The following is a 17,975-nucleotide window of genomic DNA, read 5'->3' on the forward strand; positions in this document are numbered from 1 at the left end:
CCATGAAAAAGCAAGAAGCCTACACCGTCAGTATCGGTCTGCTCGCTGTGCTGGACACCTACCTGACGGCCACTGTCTGGCCGGTTCCGGTCTGGGTCACGTTCATTGCCTGGGCGTCATTCTTCATCGTCGGCGGCGGCAGCGCCGGTTTCAAGCGCAGCGTCGCGTCGAACCTCACCGGACTTGTGATCAGCTCGCTGGTGCTGCTCGGGATCGCGACGGTCAGTGAAGCGCCGTTCTTCATTGCCATTCTCGTCGGAGCTGGCAGTGCGCTGATGGTTCAGGCGTCCAAGGTCCCGTTGCTGAGCATTCTGCCGGCCATTGTCTGGGGCTTCGCTTCCACGGTCGGCACGACGGCAGTCGCTGGCAAGCCGATGACCACGCCCGGTCTGGAAAACCCTGCGCTGATCGCCGCCGCCGCCCTCATCACCGGCGCGGTGTTTGGCTACGTCTCCGAGCGACTGGGCGACGCACTGACCACTAAACCGACCACGCAACTGGCCTGATCCATTCATCACACACTGGAGCGCTCGATGAAATTACAACACTACCTCGGCGGCCTTGAGAATCTCGGCCCGGTGGCGTTCGAGAAGCAGGTATTCGTTCAGGAATGGGAGAAACGCATCTTCGGTATCCATACCGTGATGATGGCCGAAAGCGCCCATCTGACCGAGGCGCTGCCCAAGTACCCGGTCGACACACTGCCCACGGCGTTCAGGAGCGAGTGGACATGGGCATCGCTGCGCACCGGCGCGGAAGGCATGCAGCCGTTCGAGTACTTCAAGTTTCGCTATTACGAGAAGTGGCTCGGCGGGATTTCGGGGTTCTTTGTCGACCAAGGCTACATCGAGGGCGAGGAGCTGAAGAACCGCGCCGACTTCTATCGCCAGCAGCCCGATGCGCCGCTGCCGGACAAGCCGAGCGCGCCGTTGAAAGAGCAGATCGTGCGGTACCTGCTGGAAGGCGACTCGGGTCTGCGTCCGTATCAGGGCATTGCGTTATTTCAAACGGGCGACGCCGTGACTATCGCCGATCCGGTGGCGGTGGATCACACCCGCCTGCCGGGGTACCTGCGTCATAAGCCGGGCAAGGTCGTCGAAGTGTATCCCGGCGCCTACGCCTACTTCGTCAACACCGGCGCGGACGGCATTGGCGAGCCGATGCCGGTGTACCGCGTGGCGTTCGATGCCGCGGACATCTGGGGTGCCGAGAAGAGCGAACCCAACACGACGATCTACGCGGACCTGTTCGAAGCCTACCTGCAGCCGCCCAAGTGATGCGCCCAGCGCTGAACGCCCTTGATAACAACGGAGCCCTGTCATGAGTCAATTGTTCGATTACGAAAAACAGCGTGAGGCCGAAAGCGCGGCCAAAGTGCGCGCCCTTGAAGCGTTGCTGATTGAAAAAGGCGTCATTGGCAGCGACTCAGTAGACACGGTGCTCGCGCACTTCGAGACCGTCGCCGGGCCTTTCAATGGCGCGAAGATCGTCGCCCGCGCGTGGGTCGATCCGCAGTACAAGGCACGCCTGATCGCCGATACCCCCAGAGCCATTGCCGAACTCGATCTCGCTCAGGGCATGGAGGGCGCCGAAGGTGAGCACATGCTCGCCGTCGCCAACGGCCCGGGCGTGCATAACCTGATCATCTGCACGCTGTGCTCCTGCTACCCGTGGCCGATACTCGGTCTGCCGCCGTACTGGTACAAGGATCCGGTGTTCCGCGCGCGGGGCGTGCGTGAACCGCGCGCGGTATTGCGAGAGTTCGGCGTGCCGGTCAGCGAAGACACCGAGGTCAAGGTGTGGGACAGCAGCGCGCAGATTCGTTGGTTCGTGCTGCCCGAGCGCCCGGCCAATTCGGAGCATCTGAGCGAAGAACAACTGGCGGCGCTGGTCACGCCAGAGTCGATGATGGGCGTTGCGTTAGTCCAGTTGCCCGCCGCCTGAGGATCGTCCGATGTTCACCCGATTCGAAGAGTTCGCCGCCAACAGCATGCTGGGCCACAGGGATTCCCCGCCGCGCGCCCAGGGCCGTCTGCACTTCACTCAGGACTGGCAGCGCAGCCTGTACGGCCTCGCGCTGGCGCTGTCCAAAGCGGGGCATTTCGAGTGGGAAGCCTTTCGCCAGAACCTGATCGGCTCCATTTCCAGCTGGGAACAGTTGCCCTGCGATAACCAGCCACCCTGGGATTACTACGGGCGCTTCCTGGAGGCCTTGATCCAGGTGCTGCAAGAGCACTCATTGCTTGACACCGACGAACTGCAATCGCGCTTGAGCGCATTGAAATCCGACACCCAAAACACTGATTCGAGGAGCATCCCATGAGCAGCACAGTACTGACACACGCCTCCAGCCGCAGCCGTGGCAATCGTCTGGTGGTGACATTCGGATCGATTCTGATGGGCCTCTCGCTGGTCTATCTCGCCGGGTTTTCGCACCTGGAAGTCGTTCATAACGCCGCCCATGACACCCGTCACAGCGCGGGCTTCCCTTGCCACTGATGGACCGATTGCGGAGCACCTGACGCATGTTCAAGCGAATTCTGACCACTGCCTGCTACACCGGCGCCATGGCGGCGCTGCTGCTCACACTGCTGCAAAGTGCGTGGATCTCTCCATTGATTCTGCAGGCTGAGGTCTACGAGTCTGCCCAGACCGCCCATGAGCCGGTGCAAGGGCCGGGTTCGCATGAACACGCTGCAGGTGCGCACGCGCACGAGCACGACACGCAGGCCTGGACGCCGGAAAATGGATGGCCACGCACGCTTTCGACGTTCGGTGGCAATCTGGTGGTCGCGATCGGCTTCGCGCTGCTCCTGAGCGCCGTGTATAACCTGCGCGCCCCGCTCAGGGCCTGGCACGGCATCCTGTGGGGGCTGGCAGGTTATGCGACGTTCTGTCTGGCGCCGGCGGCAGGGCTGCCGCCCGAACTGCCGGGCACGCTGGCGGCGGATCTGGGGTCCCGGCAGGATTGGTGGGGCGCAACGGCACTCGCCACCGCACTCGGTCTGGCGCTGCTGGTGTTCGCCCGTCACTGGCGCTGGCGTGTGGTAGCGTTGCTGTTGATCGCAGCGCCACATCTGTACGGCGCGCCACAGCCTGCGGAGCATCACGCTCTGGCGCCGGACGCGCTCCAGGCGCAGTTCCATGTGGCATCGCTGATGGTCAATGCGGTGTTCTGGATCGTCCTTGGCGGGATGAGCGCCTGGCTGTTTCGCAAGGAGCAATCTGCCGCCGATCAACGCGCCGGGTTGAACGCCCTGACTTGACCGCTGACGCCTGTGTGAATCGCCCGGCAAGTGGCGCTCCAGCGGGCGGACCTGAATAACCAGGTGACTCGCGGCCGATCACGACCGGCCGCACAGGTTCGATTCAGCGTGTTTGCAGGCCATTCGGTTTTTCCACCACTGAGTCAGATAACGAGACGGTACTTGATGCGAAAAATCATCGTCGGCATGGTTCTATTTCCCGGTTTCCAGCTGCTGGACATCGCCGGTCCCAAAGATGCCTTCGCCCAAGTCAAAGTCCTGACCGACGGGGCCTGCGAGTATGAAATGCTCACCGTGGGGACGACCCGCAGCCCCTTGTTGTCCTCCAGCGGACTGACGGTGATACCGGATCGCACGATTTTCGACCCGTGCCCCGAGTTCGACACCCTCATCATGCCGGGCGGGCTGGGCATCTTCGACGTCTACACCGACTCGGCGCTGTGCGACTGGCTCCGCGTGCAGTCCACGCGCTGCCGGCGTCTGGCGTCGATCTGCAACGGAGTGTTTGCCTTCGGCGCGGCCGGTCTGATCGATGGCAGGTCAGTGACCACCCACTGGATGGACGCGGCGCACTTGAGCGAATTGTTTCCCACCGCTCACGTCGACCCCGATCATATTCATGTCAAGGACGGTACGATCTACACCACCGCCGGCGTGACGGCGGGGATCGACCTGTCGTTGCTGATGATCGAGGAAGACTTCGGCAAGCGTCATGCCATTGATGTCGCGAAATACCTGGTGGTTTACCTGAGAAGGGCAGGCGGCCAGTCGCAGTTCAGCCCGCTGCTCGACGTGCAGGGCGATGTCGACTCTCAGGTCGAAGCGGTGCAGGAATACCTGTTGGCCAACCTTGAACTGAACCACAGCCTGGCGTCCCTGGCAGCGCGGGTCCACATGAGCCCTCGTAACCTCTCCAGACTGTTCACCAAGGAAGCGGGCATGCCGCCCATGACCTTTCTGGCCGACGCGCGCATCGACGCGGCGCGCCGGTTCCTGGAAACCACGGAGCAATCCATCAAGGAAATCTCCAACCGTTGCGGTTTTGAAAACGCCGACGGCCTGCGCCGGGTCTTCGTCAAGCGGCTGGGCATCAGTCCTGGCGAATACCGCTCCCGCTTCCGCTCAGGAACGGCGGGGCCTGCGCCTGCCGATGAAGCTCAGTGGGCGATGAGCGAGTGAGTGGCGAGCTGGTTCACCCTGTGAACTGAGGCAGCGCGTACACCGCCCCGGATGACGTGAAGTCGACTTCCCGCGACTCTTTCGATCGGGTACACGCTGTGCTAGCGCCTGAGCCCTTGAAAGACCGGCACGTTGCGTGGTTCATCTTCGATGCCGAGTGCCGGTCTTTGATTAATGCTCGAAGGCCAGCGGTCAACCCGCAGCCTTCTGATGCGATTTGTGTTGTGCCGCCCTGCAACAAGGCCGGTCTCAGCGTCCTCCCTTGATTCGCGCCTCGGTCGTGCCCGCTGCCTCACGCCGTGGGCCTGGCTTCCTGGAACCCATGGTCACGAAGAGGATGCCGCCTGCGATTGCGATCACGCCTGCCGTCAGCGATGGGGTCAGGTGTTCGCCGAGCATGGCCACCGACATCAGCAGCCCCACGATCGGTACGCCGAGCATCGCCGACGCCATGCTGGTGCTGGAAAGCCACATGCTTGCCGCATTCACGGCACAGAAACAGAACGCGGTCGCCAACGGCCCGACGAACAGGATGACCTCCCAGAAAGTGCGTGACCCGTCCCCTGAGAACGGGCCTTCCACTGCGCGGGCGAGTATCAGCAATGGCACCGACGCGACGAGCATTTGCCACGGCGCCAATTGATACGCACTGGAGTCTCCCTTGTAGTAGCGCAAGTGGAGAATGCAGATGGCCCAACAGAGTGACGCGCAGAGCAGCAGCAGATTCGCACGGATGATCAAACCGTTGTTCCAGTCGAGCGCCATCGGATTGAACAGCGCCGCCACGCCGGCAATGCCGAGTAACGTGCCGATCAGTTGGGTGCGAGTGAGTCTTTCACGAAAGAACAGGACGGCGGCCGGCAGTACCCAGAGCGGCGTGGTGTAAGCGAGCACCGCTGAACGTCCGGCCGGAATGTCCGCCATGGCCACCGAGCCCAATACGGTAAACGCCAGCATCTGCAAGAGGCCAACGCTCAAGAGCAGGGGCAAATCCCGGCGAGTCGGCAGGCGCAAGGTGCCGGTGATGAGTTGTAGCGCGAAGAGGCAGGCCGCGCCGGTGACGAATCGACTCGCGGAAAACCAGATGGGCGTGATGTGGGACAGGCCGGTTTTCATCACTGGCCAGTTGGCGCCCCAGATCAGGATGGCGATCAACAGCAGGGCCAGGCCATTGGCTTGCCTGGACCTGAGGTTGAAACCGGTCTGTCCGCCCTGACTGCAGGCTGCCGCGCCGGGACATTGATCGCTTGCGTTCCCCATGATGCTCACCTCATTAGTAGATGAGGCCAGTTTAAATGGTGGGTGTCAGATTATTTCTCTCAAGATCCTTGCAAATCGCCGTAGCGCGATATAAATATTCTTCATAAGCGTCTATCTGGAGAATAAATACCCTATGCATCGTTTGGATCGCACCGATGTGAACATCTTGAATCAGCTTCAGGCTGACGCCCGGATTACCAATGCCGAGCTGGCGCGTGCGGTCAATCTGTCGCCTACGCCTTGTTTCAACAGGGTCAAGGCCATGCAGGAAAAAGGGCTCATTCGTCAGCAGGTGACGCTGCTCGACCCAGAGCCGCTGGGGCTGCACCTGAACGTCTTTATTCACGTCAGCCTGGAGAAGCAGGTCATCGAGGTGCTGGCGCGATTCGAGGCTGCGATTGCCGAGCGCCCGGAAGTCATGGAGTGCTACCTGATGTCCGGCGATGCGGACTATCTGATCAGGGTGCTGGTGTCGTCCATTCAGGCGCTTGAGCGGTTCATTCTCGACCATCTCAGCAAGATTCCCGGCGTCGCGAACATTCGTTCCAGCTTCGCTCTCAAGCAAGTGAGGTACAAAACCGCCTTGCCGCTGCCGCCCAACGGAATGACCCTGATTGAAAAGAGCTGATCGAGTGGTGCGCACGTTTTAACACGACGCTGACCTGGCGTCGCCTTAACGGAGGTGCCAGGGCCGTGGGACAGGTGAGGTGCCAGCGCGTGGGTGGCAAGTTGAAGCGATGGACACGCTGCCCGGATGGCGGACAGCGTGTGAAGGGGGCTGGCTGACTGGCAACCTTACCGGGTGGAAGGTTTCGAGACGTCCAGTCTGAATACCTTGAGCGGCCACTGGACCTTCGACGTTCCTCCGTTGAACAGGCCGACCCGATCGACTTGAGCGGCCGGCAGGTAAATGCGGCCTTGCGGGTCAAATGCGGGGGCGTCTACCCAATGCAGTGCAGGGTCGGAAACGATGCTCTCGATGTTGCCTGAAACGCTGATGCGCTTGAGGGTGTCGGTTGCCAGGTCGCTGAAATAGAAGTTGCCTTGCTTGTCCATCGCCGTGCCGCCCACCGGAGGCAGGTCACGCCAGAACTGAACGCTGGCGGAGAGTGACTCAGGCGCCAGCGCGGCATCGTTGAGCAAGCGTGTTTCAACCTTGTACCACGGGCCTTCGAGCGCGGCGAAGTACAGCCATTTGCCGTCGATGCTGGTTTCCAGCGGGTCGGAATGAACGCGCAGTGCCGTGCCATCAGGCGCTCTGACCACCTTGCCGCTCAGGATGATATCTCTGTCTGCCGGTGCGTGGGTCGCCGGAGTGTTCTCCAGAACCCGGCGCATCGAACCGTTCTTCAGGTCCAGCACAACGATGCCTGGCACGCCTGCGTCGCTCAAGTAAGCATGATCGCCGTTGAAGCGGATGTCATCGATATAGCTGCCGTCTTTGGCGATCGTGGAATCGAGCACGATCACTTTGACCGTTTTGCCGGACTGCACATCGACGACCACAAGCTTTGCGCCGCCGGGGATGACATGACCGCCGAAACCGGTGACGCCGGCATCGACGATCCACAACTGCCCCCGGTCATCCTGATGCAGGGCGTTGACGTTGATGAAACGCTGCGACGCGGGAATCGATGCATCGTCGCTGTTCCAGCGCGCGTCCGGAAAGGCAACGGGCTCGCCGCTGGCATCCAGTCTGGATACCGAAGGTCCCTTCATGCCTGTCCATCTGGGACCTGATACGTAGACCTTGCCGGCGCTGTCGACAGCAACGGCGTTCCATACCGCCTGCGAGGTATGGGCGACCACCTCGAGCGCACGGTCGGCGGTATTGGTATTGGTATTGGTATTGGTATTGGCATTGCCATAAGCGGCGAATACGGTCATGGCCACGGGGACCAGCCAGCGTTTCTTGAAGGTTGTCATCGGCGAAACTCCACTGAAAGTAGAAGACGATGATCGCGGTTCCCGAATATCCTGATAATCACGTGAATACTGGAAAGAATTTCGTCGCTATGAAGAAGATCATCCGTCTGGACGACCTGCACATGTTCGTGACAGCCGCCAAGTTGGGCAGTTTTTCAGCGGCGGCGCGTGTGCTGGACACATCCCCTGCATTCGCCAGTGCGGCCATCCAGCGGCTCGAGGGCCAGCTCGATGTGCGCCTGTTTGTGCGCTCCACCCGGCGTCTGCGCATCTCAGACGAAGGTGAGCGCTACCTGCCTCATGCCGAGGCGGCATTGATAGCGCTGACCAGCGGCGAAAGGGTGCTGGATGAGGGGCGTGGCGAGTTGTCGGGGCCGATACGGCTGTCGATGCCGTCGGATCTGGGGCGCAATGTGCTGCTTCCCTGGCTCGAAGTTTTTCAGGCCGAGCATCCACTGATCCAGCTGCAACTGCGCATCAGCGACAGTGTGGTCGACTTCTTCACCGACCCGATCGATGTCGGCATTCGCTATGGCCTGCTCGCGGATTCAAGCCTGATCTCGCTGCCTCTGGCGCCGTGGAACCGGCGCACGCTTTGCGCGTCACCCGATTACCTGGCCAGGCATGGCGTACCGGAAAACCTGGATGCCTTGGCCCGGCACAACTGCCTGCGCTACGTCATGAGCGAGCAGACCCACGAGCGGTGGACCTTTCATACCCGAAATGGCTTGAAAACCGTGGTCGTGACAGGCGATCGAGTGAGTGATGACGCGGATGTCGTGCGTCGCTGGGCGGTGAGCGGCGCGGGTATCGTTTACAAATCCAGAATCGATGTCATGGCCGACCTCAACGCCGGACGGCTGGTGGAAATCTTCGCGCAGGAAGTGGGTCAGCCTGCTCCCTTGCAGATGGTCTGTGCACACCGTCGCTCGCTGATGCCTGCCGTGCATAAGCTGCGCACATTCCTCGCGGCGCGGTGCAGCCAGTTGCACGATGCCCCGAGCAACAGCCAGGACATCACGCAACCGCCACTGGATCAAGAGGCGGGCTTGATGTAGTTGGCCGTACCGTCGATCCAGTCCTGGCGGGCTGGAGTGAAGACATCGACGTCGACGGTGCCGTCCTCCAGCGAATGAAACTCATGAGGCACGTTGGCCGGAAACACGATCACTTCTCCCGCGCGGACCACGAACCGCTTACCTTGCGAGAAGACTTCAACCGATCCGGCGGTGATCCAGGTGATTTGTTCGTTGACGTGGTGGTGCAAGGGTACGACAGCGCCTTTGGCGAAAACCCATCTGGCCAGCGTGCTCTGGGCGTTGTGAACGGTTTGACGGGTGATACCGGCACCCATGTTCTCCACCGGGATCTGACTGAAGTCGTACAGGTCCGGCACGGCATGCCGGAACGGCGATATCGTCGGTTGCTGGCCTTTTCCGGGCGCATCGGTGATGGACGGTTCAGCCGCGATGGACTGACCGCTCAGGAGAACGAGTGAGGCGAGGAGCGGAAGGGCGAATGCTTTCATGTCGAAACCCAATAAGTTGCTGCAAGCGCCGAGACTGCGGTGGCGCCCGGCGCAATGTTCAAGGAATGGCGGTTAGCCTCACTGCACGAGGTCGAGCACTCGCACGTCCAGCGGGGCGGCCAACAGCGGTTCCGCCGTTTTCAGGAATTGCTGGAAGTGGCCTGAAGCGGCATGCTCATCGAGCGCCTCTTGATCTCGCCAGATCTCGTAAACGATCAGCGCTGTCGAGTCGTCGCGATCGACGTGCAGGTCATACCGAATGCAACCCGGCTCCTGCCTCGAGCGTGGGACCAACGTTTGAAGTGCCTTCAATAACTGCATTTGCGCGCCTTTGACGGCCTGCAGTGTGGCGACCAGGTAGAGCGGTGTGGCTGAGCTGGATTGGCTGTTCATCAGGATGACCTTCCGGCAGGGTGTGTGAGGTGGCGATCAGCGGGCGATCACGATTTTTCCGATGGCTCGGGCGGACTCCAGTCGATCATGGGCAGCCCCGGCGCCTTCTCGGGTAAACGCAAAACGCTGGTCGATCAGCGGCCGTATCACACCTCTGTCGACGAGCGCCGCGACCCTGCGCAGGATGTCGCCATGATGCTTTCGCTCGACGTTGTGAATGATTTGAATGGGCATGAACACCAGATCGAGCTTGAGCCCCTTGAAATGCATGTCGGTCAGGTCATAGGTGTCGTAGCCGATGATGGAAATGACGTGACCTTTGAGTTTTGCGGCTTTGAGCGAATTCTGCAGAACCTTGCCCCCGAAGGTATCGAATACCGTGTCGAAGCCTTTGGAACCGGTAATGCGTTCGCTGTATTGCTCGGGTGTTTCGGCGTTGTACAGCGCGATTTCATCGGCGCCCAGCTTTTGCGCGATGGCCGCCTTTTCGGGCGTTGAGACAGTGGTGGTCACCCGTGCCCCCATGGCCTTGGCCAGTTGAATCGCAATATGCCCCACGCCGCCGGTGCCGCCCTGAACCAGCACATCATCCATCGGCTTGATCGACGCGCGATCGACCAAGGCTTCCCACGCGGTGATCGATACCAGCGGCAGCGCGGCAGCGTCGGCGAAGGACAGCGACTCAGGCTTGAGAGCGATCAGGTCCGCATCGGCCTCCATCTGCTCAGCCAGTGCGCCCGGAATACCGACGACTCCGCCGGCACAGCCATAAACCTCGTCGCCCACCTTGAAGCCGGTCACGCCTTCGCCCACGGCGCTGATGATGCCTGCCACATCCATGTGCAGAACCGCCGGAAAGGTGAGCCCTGCGGTCCCTTCGCTGCCTTGGCGGATCTTGGTGTCGACAGGATTCACACTGGTCGCCTGCACGTCGATGACCACATGGCCGGGCCGGGCCTGAATGTCCGGCAGGTCCATGTCTTCGAAGACTTGAGAGTCCCCATGCCGGTTAATGACGATCGCTTTCATCGTTGCTCCAGAAGTCAGTTCACAATGACTGAAAATTATCATCGAGCAACTGGAACGAATAGGCGATAATCGTTGTGACTTACGGTCCCATTGGTTGCTAATTCATGCTTGATTCCATCGATGACCTGCGGTTCTTCGCCGAGGTCTACGCCAGCGGCTCCATTCGTGCCGCCGCGGAAAAACTCGGCATCAGCCCGGCCGGGGGCAGCAAACGGCTGCTGGGACTTGAAGATCGCATCGGCCATCGCCTGTTCAATCGCACGACGCGCCGCCTGAGCCCGACGACCTACGGCGAACACTTTCACCCCCATGTGCTGACCATCCTCGAAGGCGTCGATGCCGCGCAGCGCGTGCTCGCCAACGATGCCGACATCTCCGGGAGACTGCGTATCACTGCCTCGGCGACGCTGGCGCGCAGTTACCTGTCAGAGGTGGTGAGCAGTTACCTGAATCGCTACCCGAAGGTGTCGGTGGAGCTGGATCTCACAGACCGCATGGTCGACCTGATCGCAGAAGGCGTGGACCTCGCCATTCGCTACGGCGCGCTGGAAGACTCAACCCTTATCGCCCAGCAGATCACGCCCTGCAGACGGCTGGTCTGCGCGTCCCCCGCCTACTGGCGCGACCACGGCATGCCTTCGAGCCCGGCGCAGCTCAGCGCGCACACGGCCTTGATCATCGGGGCGCAGCGGCGTTGGGTCTTCGCCCGTGACGATGTCCAGGAGGCTGTGCGCATGCGAGGACGGTTCGCGGCCAGCATGGGGGAGGTCGTGAAACAGATGGCCCTCGACGGACATGGCGTTGCTTTGCTCGCCGACTGGCACGTTGCCGAGGATTTGAGGGCGGGGCGTCTGGTCGAGGCGCTGGCCGACTGGAGCGTTGAGCCTCCAATCGGCATCTTTGCGGTCTACCCGTCGCGAGAAAACGTTTCGCCTGCCGTGCGCAGCTTTATCGACCACCTCAAACAGCAGGTCAGCGAAAAGCCGCTGACATGACGTACTGGCCGGCCCATTCAGCCCGCGAGTCACCAGGCCTGACCATGCACTGGCTGGCAAGGGCAGCCGGCCGTCCGGCGATCAGACACCCGGTGGGAAATCCGTGGAGAAGGCGAGTTCGCGTTGAGCTTCCAGGTCCGCCAGGCGCTTGCCCATTTGCTGGTGCATCGCGTTGAAAGCGTCACTGCCCAGCGCAATGCGTCGGGGCGCCGGATGCTGGTCGACGCTGTCGATCATCACTCGCACCATTTTTTCGGGATCACCCTGAGGGACCGCGGCGGCGGCCTCGATCATCTTGCGTGCGTGGTTGGCCGGAGAGTCATCGTACGCCGCAAGCGGCGGCGTGAGCTGCGAATTTGCATACCGAAAACGGGTTCGCGCGCTGCCCGGTTCGATCAACGTGCAGCCGATATTGAACGTGGCGACCTCCATTGACACTGCGTCGAGGAAGCCTTCGATGCCCCACTTGGCGGCGTGATACAGCGAAGCGCCAGGAAACACGGCTTGCCCGCCCACGCTCGACAATTGAATGATTCGCCCGCCACCGGCGTCACGCAAATGAGGCAGCGCCGCGCGAATGACCTGCATCGAGCCGATCAGATTGGTGTTGATCTGATGGAAAAGTTGCTCATCCGTCGCTTCTTCGGCAGCCCCGAAAAGCCCGTAGCCGGCGTTATTGACCACAACGTCGATCCGGCCCAGCGCTGCGAAGGCACGGTCGACGACCGGGCGCACGGTCAGCGTCTGGGCCACGTCTAGCTCGGCCAGCCATAAATGTTCAGGGTAACGCGCTTGAAGGTCGGCGACGCTGGACAGCGTTCGCACGGTCCCCGCAACCCGGTCGCCGCGGGTCAACAGCTGCTCAGCCATGATGCGACCAAAGCCGCTGCTGATTCCGGTAATGAGCCATGTACGTTGCATCGGGAGTCTCCTTGGAAAAACAGGATGTTCATTCTAGGGACGAATATTGTCCGATTGATGAGGTATCCTCTCGTTTTCATGCGCGAAAATCTGATATGCACGCTGATCCATTTTCCGACCTGTTGTGGATGATGAATGCCCGGACGGTTGCCTCGGGCGGCCTGGTGGCCGGGGGCAAGTGGGCGCTCGACATTCCCGCTCCGGATAACGTGAAGTTCTGGGGTGTGGCGCGTGGCAGTTGCTGGCTGAAAATCAAGGGTGTCAGAAAGCCCATCCATCTGCAGTGCGGTGAAGTCGTGCTGATGACCGCTGCGCAGCCCGTCATCATCGCAAGTGATCTGAAGGCACCGCGGATGGCGCTGCAGGATTTGCTCAGCTCCCGTCAGGGCGCCATTGCTTACCTGGGCAGCGGTGAAGAGTTTTTCATGATCGGCGGTAACGTTCAGCTGGCTCATGCAAACGCCGATCTGTTGTTGAATGCGCTCGCCGGGCATGTGCATATCAGCGCCGAGTCAAGGCGAGCGCCGACCCTGCTCTGGTTGTTGAACCGGATGATCGAGGAGCGCGAAGAAGACATGCCCGGCGCGTCGGCGGCTTCGTCGCAACTGGCGCATCTGCTGTTCATCCAGATCCTGCGCGCCCATCTCGAAGGGGGAGGGAGGGTCGATCCCGGTTGGCTGAAAGCGGTGAGCGACAAGCGTCTGGCTCCCGCCCTTCGTTTGATTCACAGCGATCCCGGGCGCACCTGGCCGCTGGAGACGCTGGCCCGCGCGTCGGCCATGTCTCGCGCGGCGTTCTCGGCGTATTTCAAAAGTGTCGCGGGCATATCCCCCGTGGCGTATCTGACGGCGTGGCGAATGAAACTGGCCGAGCGAGCGCTGCGCGAGGAGCGGGTGTCGCTCGGCGCACTGGCCGAACGGCTGGGGTATGGGTCCGACAGCGCCTTCAGCAACGCCTTCAAGCGGCTCACCGGTGTTTCACCCAGACACTACCGGAACGCCCACGCAATGGATGGCGAGGCATGATCGAGCGTTGCTCGGTCAACCTTGTCAATCCTGCGTCTCGCAGATACCGAAAAGCATTACGACGCTGAATTCAGCACGAACCTTCAAGACCCTGTTCCCGTCTGGGCGATCATTCACGCAGCACCGCTGTTGCGACGGGCGCAAAGCATCGTTGCGCGACAGGGTCATTCTGGCGAGTCGCACGCTCCTCTACGCTGGCTTCATCGCTGGCGTGCCGCTCCAGGCTTGATCCAGCGAGATTGCTGATACTCAACGGCGCCTCAACTGTCCTGTTGGCGGCGCGTCCGGAAAGCTCGTCACAGGGAGAAGGCGTCCTGATGAATCGCAGAACACTTTACGGTGCGTTGCTGGGTGCGGGAGTCCTGGCCGGGGTTTGCGCGTTGCTGATCCTCTGGCGCCCTGCCATCGAGGCTGTCACCGTCGCACCCACATTCGATCCGCCGCAGATTGCTCGCGGTGCTCGGGTCGCCGAAGCGGGCGACTGCGCCGTCTGCCACACCCGCCCGGGCGGCAAGCACCTGGCGGGCGGTCTGCCGTTAGTGACACCGTTCGGCACGCTGTACACCACCAATATCACCCCAGACGCCGAAACCGGCATCGGGCAATGGTCGCCGGACGCCTTCACCAGAGCGATGCGCAAAGGCGTCGCCCGGGACGGTCACTTTCTCTATCCCGCATTTCCCTATCTGCACTACAGCCAGATGAGCGACGGCGACATTGCCGATGTGTACGCGTACCTCATGAGCGGGCCGCCCGTTCATGCGCCGGCGATGGAAAACCATATGAACTTCCCGATGAACATCCGCCCGCTGGTTGCGTTCTGGAACCTGCTGTTTCTGCATACCGATCCGATCGTCTCAGACCCGGGCCGCAGCGAGCAGTGGAACCGTGGCCGTTATCTGGTGGACGGCGCCGGGCATTGTGCCGGCTGCCATTCGCCGCTGAATTTCATCGGTGCCGAGAAGTCGGGCGAGTACCTCGCCGGCGGCAGCGTTGACGGATGGGACGCGCCGTCGCTGGTGGGGATGGCGGCCCGCGCTCAGCCGTGGACCAGAGATCAACTGGTCGGCTATCTGCGCGGCGAAGTCGTGGCGCAGCACGGTACGGCAGCCGGACCGATGCGACCGGTCAGTCTGAGCCTCCGGAGTCTGCCGGTCACTGATGCCGAAGCGATAGCGGAGTATGTGCTCAGCCTGACCCCGAGCGAGCGCGTCGCCGAGGTGACGGCCGCGCGTCAGGCGCCACCCGCGCAACAGTCGCTCGGCCAATCGCTGTTCACCGGCGCCTGCGCGGGCTGCCATGCCCAGGCGGCACCCATGCGCGTCATCGATGGACGTCCGGGGCTGAATCAGACGTCCGCACTTCGTGCCGCCAGCCCGCGCAATTTCCTGCAGACCGTGCTGCAAGGCATTCCCTCGCTGCCGGGCAAGCCGGGTCCGGCCATGCCTGCCTTTGCGGCGAGCCTGGAGGATGACCAGATCATCGCGCTCGCCGCCTTCCTGCGAGAGCAATCGAACCCTGCCCAGCCATGGCCGGACCTTTCTGCCACCCTCCACGAACTGCGCCAGGAGGCGAAATGACTCACCTGACTTTGAATGTCAACGGTTCTGCCCACACGCTGGACCTCGAACCGGACATGCCGCTGCTGTACGCGCTGCGCAACCATCTGGGCCTTAACGGCGCGAAATATGGCTGCGGCCTGGGCCAGTGCGGCGCCTGCACCGTGCTGGTCAATGACAAGCCGGTGTTCTCCTGCCTCACGCCGTGTGCCGGCATGGAGGGCAAACGGATCCGCACGGTCGAGAGCCTGGGTACCGCTGAGGAACCGGGTGAACTGCAGCAGTCCTTCATCGACAGTCAGGCCGCGCAATGCGGTTACTGCATCGCCGGCATGCTGATGCGGGCGCAGGCGCTGCTTGAGCGCAACCCGCACCCGGACGAGGAGACGATTCGTGCGCACATGGCGACCAACCTGTGCCGCTGCGGTACGCACCTGCGCATCGTCGAGGCAATCAGTCGAATCGCCAGGCGGGAGGTGTCCCATGAGCAACAATGAAGCGGGTTTCGGCCGCCGGGCGTTTCTCAGGGGCAGCACGCTGCTGGTCGCTTTTTCCCTGATGCCCGTTCCCCGGCGTGTGCTCGCCGATACTGAGGTCGATACATTGGGCACGGTGATACTGGCGCCTGATCTGGCGGGCAGTCTGCGCACCAATCCCTACCTCGACGCGTGGATCAGGATCGACCCGCAAGGCATCACGGTCTACACCGGCAAGGTGGAACTGGGAACGGGGGTCAAGACTGCGCTGCTGCAAATCGCGGCGGAGCGACTGGAGGTCTCGCCCAAGGCGATCAACTTGCTGACCGCCGACACCGCGCTGACGCCTAACGAGGGTTACACGGCGGGGAGCCACAGCATTTTCGACAGCGGCACGGCGCTGTTCAACGCGGCCGCGCAGGTTCGCCAGTTGCTGCTGGAATCGGCCGCGCACCGCTGGGGCGTCGACCTGGCATTGCTGAAAACTGTCGAAGCGACCATCCACGCACCGTCGGGCCAGACGATGAGCTACGCCGATGCCGTCGTCGGGGTCGATCTGCATCGCTATGCCCAGCAGCAGTCTCCGGCGATGGCGCCTCAGGCTTTCAAGCTCATCGGGCACTCCATCCCGCGCCTGGACATTCCGGCCAAAGTCAGTGGCGGCGCGGCGTTCGTGCAGGACATGCGGCTGCCCGGCATGCTGCATGCCCGGGTGATCCGTCCGCCGCGTCCTGGCTGCCGGCTGGAAGCTTTCGACAGCGAGGCGATCGCGCAACTGGCCGGTGTGGTCAATGTCATCCGCGATGGCAACTACCTGGCGGTGGTCGCCAAGGACGAGTGGCAGGCAGTCAAGGCGATGCGGCTGGGGTACGAGTCGGCTCAGTGGAGCGGCGGCGAGGCCGTGCCGGAGTCGACCTCCATCCACACGCTTTTGAAACAGCTACCGGCCCGACGTTATCCCATCAGCCATACGGGCTCATCTTCCCCGGGCGGCGCGAAGACTTACCGCGCCAAAACCACCAAGCAATACCTCATGCACGGGTCGATCGGCCCTTCGTGTTCGGTGGCCTGGTTCAAGGACGGCATGCTGACCGTCTGGACCCACACGCAGGGCGTGTATCCACTGCGCGCCGGTATCGCGCAAATGGTCGGCCTGCCGCTGGAAAAGGTGCGCTGTGTCCACGTCGAAGGCTCCGGTTGCTATGGGCACAACGGTGCGGACGATGCGGCGGCCGATGCTGCACTGATTGCGATGCGATCCTCGAATCTGCCGGTGCGCGTGCAGTGGATGCGCGAGCAGGAGAATCTCTGGGAGCCCTACAGTTCGGCCATGGTCACCGAACTTGAGGCGAGTCTGGATGCCAATGGCCGCATCGGGAATTGGGCGTATGAGCTCTGGACCACGCCCCACAACGAGCGAATCGTCAATGCGGGGCGGCTGATTCCGGCACGCCTGTTGGCGCGTCCTTTCGCGTCCGCGCCCTCGGTGCCCATCGCGCAGCCAGAGGGTGACGGTGATCGCAATGCCATTCCGTTGTACGAAGTGGGCGCGACCCGGATCGACATGAATTTCGTGACCCAGATGCCGTTTCGCACTTCCGCCATGCGCTCGCTGGGTGCGCATATCAACATTTTTGCCATCGAAGCCAGCATCGATGAGCTCGCTCGGCAAGCTAGTGTCGATCCCGTGCAGTTCCGTCTCGACCACTTGACCGACCCGCGTGCACGCGCAGTCGTCGAAAAGGCCCGGGACGCATTCGGCTGGCCGGGCAAACCGGCGGCTGTCGGCTCGGGCGTCGGTTTCGCCTTCGCGCGTTACAAGAACATCATGGGCTACTGCGCCGTGGCCGTTCAGATCAACGTTCACCCGCAGACGGGTGAGATCAGCGTCGAACGGGTTGTCACTGCGGTCGATGTCGGCCAGATCGTCAGCCCTGACGGGCTGCGCAATCAGGTGCAGGGCGGCATTGTCCAGTCGATCAGCTGGACGCTGTTCGAGCAGGTCGACTACGACGCTGGCGGCGTGCGCAGCTACGACTGGAGTGGATACCCGATCCTGCGGTTCCCGCAGCTTCCCCAGGATGTACAGGTCCATCTGCTGGATCAGCCTGGCGAGCCGTTCCTCGGCGCTGCCGAGATCGTGCAGGGTCCCATGGCCGCGGCGCTCGGCAACGCCCTGGCCGACGCAACCGGCAAACGCTGCCTCGACTTGCCGCTGAGCCGCGCGCGGCCGGTGGCTTGAGTGGCTGTGAGTCGGGGGTCTGAAGCGGTCATGTCGCGCTGTCGAGAGGGTGCACGCGGCGGCGACCGCGCAGGTTTTTGTACCAGACAGGCTGACAACGTTGGAACCTGCGCAGGAGCGATGTGTCTCAGCGCAATAACCCGATTGGCTTTTGAACTATGACGACTTGGTACAGC

20 protein-coding genes are annotated in these 17,975 nt (G+C 62.2%); 14 read left to right on the plus strand and 6 right to left on the minus strand.

Annotated features, from left to right (window positions below; translation table 11 throughout):
- The first annotated feature begins 2 nt into the window (after nt 1–2).
- The 7 genes from BMZ10_RS01180 (at nt 3) to BMZ10_RS01210 (ending at nt 4,445) form a co-directional block, all read left to right on the plus strand.
- Nucleotides 3–506: a DUF1097 domain-containing protein gene (locus tag BMZ10_RS01180; protein ID WP_093458239.1), complete on the plus strand. Its 504-nt coding sequence runs from the start codon at nt 3–5 to the stop codon at nt 504–506.
- Between the two features lie 27 nt (nt 507–533).
- On the plus strand, nt 534–1,277 hold the full coding sequence (nthB, locus tag BMZ10_RS01185) for a nitrile hydratase subunit beta (RefSeq protein ID WP_093458240.1): 744 nt from the start codon (nt 534–536) through the stop codon (nt 1,275–1,277).
- 43 nt (nt 1,278–1,320) lie between these two features.
- Nucleotides 1,321–1,944, plus strand: coding sequence for a nitrile hydratase subunit alpha (gene nthA / locus BMZ10_RS01190; protein ID WP_093458241.1), 624 nt, complete (start codon nt 1,321–1,323; stop codon nt 1,942–1,944).
- A gap of 10 nt (nt 1,945–1,954) precedes the next feature.
- Nucleotides 1,955–2,323 (plus strand): nitrile hydratase accessory protein, encoded by a 369-nt coding sequence (locus tag BMZ10_RS01195; protein ID WP_093458242.1) that lies wholly within the window; start codon nt 1,955–1,957, stop codon nt 2,321–2,323.
- Nucleotides 2,320–2,499 carry a CbtB domain-containing protein gene (locus tag BMZ10_RS01200; RefSeq protein ID WP_093458243.1) on the plus strand — a complete coding sequence of 60 codons (180 nt, stop codon included), beginning with the start codon at nt 2,320–2,322 and terminating at the stop codon, nt 2,497–2,499. Before BMZ10_RS01195 ends, BMZ10_RS01200 begins: the two co-directional genes overlap by 4 nt.
- 26 nt (nt 2,500–2,525) lie before the next feature.
- The gene (locus tag BMZ10_RS01205) at nt 2,526–3,266 is read left to right on the plus strand and encodes a CbtA family protein (RefSeq protein WP_093458244.1); all 741 of its coding nucleotides are present in this window, start codon (nt 2,526–2,528) and stop codon (nt 3,264–3,266) included.
- Nucleotides 3,267–3,431: 165 nt separating this feature from the next.
- Nucleotides 3,432–4,445 carry a GlxA family transcriptional regulator gene (locus tag BMZ10_RS01210; protein ID WP_093458245.1) on the plus strand — a complete coding sequence of 338 codons (1,014 nt, stop codon included), beginning with the start codon at nt 3,432–3,434 and terminating at the stop codon, nt 4,443–4,445.
- A gap of 249 nt (nt 4,446–4,694) precedes the next feature.
- On the opposite strand, the gene BMZ10_RS01215 is transcribed toward BMZ10_RS01210, so the two are convergent.
- A complete protein-coding gene (locus BMZ10_RS01215) occupies nt 4,695–5,705 on the minus strand; it encodes a DMT family transporter (RefSeq protein ID WP_093458246.1) in 1,011 nt (336 codons plus the stop codon).
- Nucleotides 5,706–5,838: 133 nt separating this feature from the next.
- Between BMZ10_RS01215 and BMZ10_RS01220 the strand changes: the two genes are divergently transcribed.
- A complete protein-coding gene (locus BMZ10_RS01220; protein ID WP_093458247.1) occupies nt 5,839–6,333 on the plus strand; it encodes an Lrp/AsnC family transcriptional regulator in 495 nt (164 codons plus the stop codon).
- A gap of 167 nt (nt 6,334–6,500) precedes the next feature.
- Here the strand turns inward: BMZ10_RS01220 and BMZ10_RS01225 are convergent, their stop codons facing one another.
- Complete coding sequence (locus BMZ10_RS01225; RefSeq protein ID WP_093458248.1) at nt 6,501–7,631, minus strand: L-dopachrome tautomerase-related protein; 1,131 nt, start codon at nt 7,629–7,631, stop codon at nt 6,501–6,503.
- 98 nt (nt 7,632–7,729) lie between these two features.
- Here BMZ10_RS01225 and BMZ10_RS01230 point away from each other — a divergent pair, with 98 nt between their 5' ends.
- Nucleotides 7,730–8,689 carry a LysR family transcriptional regulator gene (locus tag BMZ10_RS01230; protein ID WP_093459863.1) on the plus strand — a complete coding sequence of 320 codons (960 nt, stop codon included), beginning with the start codon at nt 7,730–7,732 and terminating at the stop codon, nt 8,687–8,689.
- Here BMZ10_RS01230 and BMZ10_RS01235 read toward each other — a convergent pair.
- The 3 genes from BMZ10_RS01235 to BMZ10_RS01245 all read right to left on the minus strand — a co-directional run bounded on the left by BMZ10_RS01235 (nt 8,668) and on the right by BMZ10_RS01245 (nt 10,581).
- Nucleotides 8,668–9,159, minus strand: coding sequence for a cupin domain-containing protein (locus BMZ10_RS01235; RefSeq protein WP_093459865.1), 492 nt, complete (start codon nt 9,157–9,159; stop codon nt 8,668–8,670). The genes BMZ10_RS01230 and BMZ10_RS01235 overlap by 22 nt on opposite strands.
- Nucleotides 9,160–9,237: 78 nt before the next feature.
- Nucleotides 9,238–9,552: a putative quinol monooxygenase gene (locus BMZ10_RS01240; RefSeq protein ID WP_093458249.1), complete on the minus strand. Its 315-nt coding sequence runs from the start codon at nt 9,550–9,552 to the stop codon at nt 9,238–9,240.
- Nucleotides 9,553–9,588: 36 nt separating this feature from the next.
- Nucleotides 9,589–10,581 (minus strand): zinc-dependent alcohol dehydrogenase family protein, encoded by a 993-nt coding sequence (locus tag BMZ10_RS01245; RefSeq protein ID WP_093458250.1) that lies wholly within the window; start codon nt 10,579–10,581, stop codon nt 9,589–9,591.
- Nucleotides 10,582–10,685: 104 nt separating this feature from the next.
- Between BMZ10_RS01245 and BMZ10_RS01250 the strand changes: the two genes are divergently transcribed.
- The gene (locus BMZ10_RS01250) at nt 10,686–11,576 is read left to right on the plus strand and encodes a LysR family transcriptional regulator (RefSeq protein ID WP_093458251.1); all 891 of its coding nucleotides are present in this window, start codon (nt 10,686–10,688) and stop codon (nt 11,574–11,576) included.
- Between the two features lie 81 nt (nt 11,577–11,657).
- Here the strand turns inward: BMZ10_RS01250 and BMZ10_RS01255 are convergent, their stop codons facing one another.
- Nucleotides 11,658–12,497, minus strand: coding sequence for an SDR family oxidoreductase (locus tag BMZ10_RS01255; protein WP_093458252.1), 840 nt, complete (start codon nt 12,495–12,497; stop codon nt 11,658–11,660).
- Nucleotides 12,498–12,508: 11 nt separating this feature from the next.
- Here BMZ10_RS01255 and BMZ10_RS01260 point away from each other — a divergent pair, with 11 nt between their 5' ends.
- From BMZ10_RS01260 to BMZ10_RS01275, 4 genes are all read left to right on the plus strand, one after another.
- On the plus strand, nt 12,509–13,522 hold the full coding sequence (locus tag BMZ10_RS01260) for an AraC family transcriptional regulator (RefSeq protein ID WP_256214285.1): 1,014 nt from the start codon (nt 12,509–12,511) through the stop codon (nt 13,520–13,522).
- 317 nt (nt 13,523–13,839) lie between these two features.
- Nucleotides 13,840–15,102 carry a cytochrome c gene (locus BMZ10_RS01265; RefSeq protein WP_093458254.1) on the plus strand — a complete coding sequence of 421 codons (1,263 nt, stop codon included), beginning with the start codon at nt 13,840–13,842 and terminating at the stop codon, nt 15,100–15,102.
- The gene (locus BMZ10_RS01270; RefSeq protein WP_093458255.1) at nt 15,099–15,578 is read left to right on the plus strand and encodes a (2Fe-2S)-binding protein; all 480 of its coding nucleotides are present in this window, start codon (nt 15,099–15,101) and stop codon (nt 15,576–15,578) included. The genes BMZ10_RS01265 and BMZ10_RS01270 overlap by 4 nt, the downstream gene beginning before the upstream one ends.
- On the plus strand, nt 15,565–17,799 hold the full coding sequence (locus tag BMZ10_RS01275) for a xanthine dehydrogenase family protein molybdopterin-binding subunit (protein WP_093458256.1): 2,235 nt from the start codon (nt 15,565–15,567) through the stop codon (nt 17,797–17,799). The genes BMZ10_RS01270 and BMZ10_RS01275 overlap by 14 nt, the downstream gene beginning before the upstream one ends.
- Nucleotides 17,800–17,975 lie beyond the last annotated feature (176 nt).

The sequence above is a fragment of the Pseudomonas sp. NFR16 genome, assembly GCF_900108875.1.
GTDB lineage: Bacteria > Pseudomonadota > Gammaproteobacteria > Pseudomonadales > Pseudomonadaceae > Aquipseudomonas.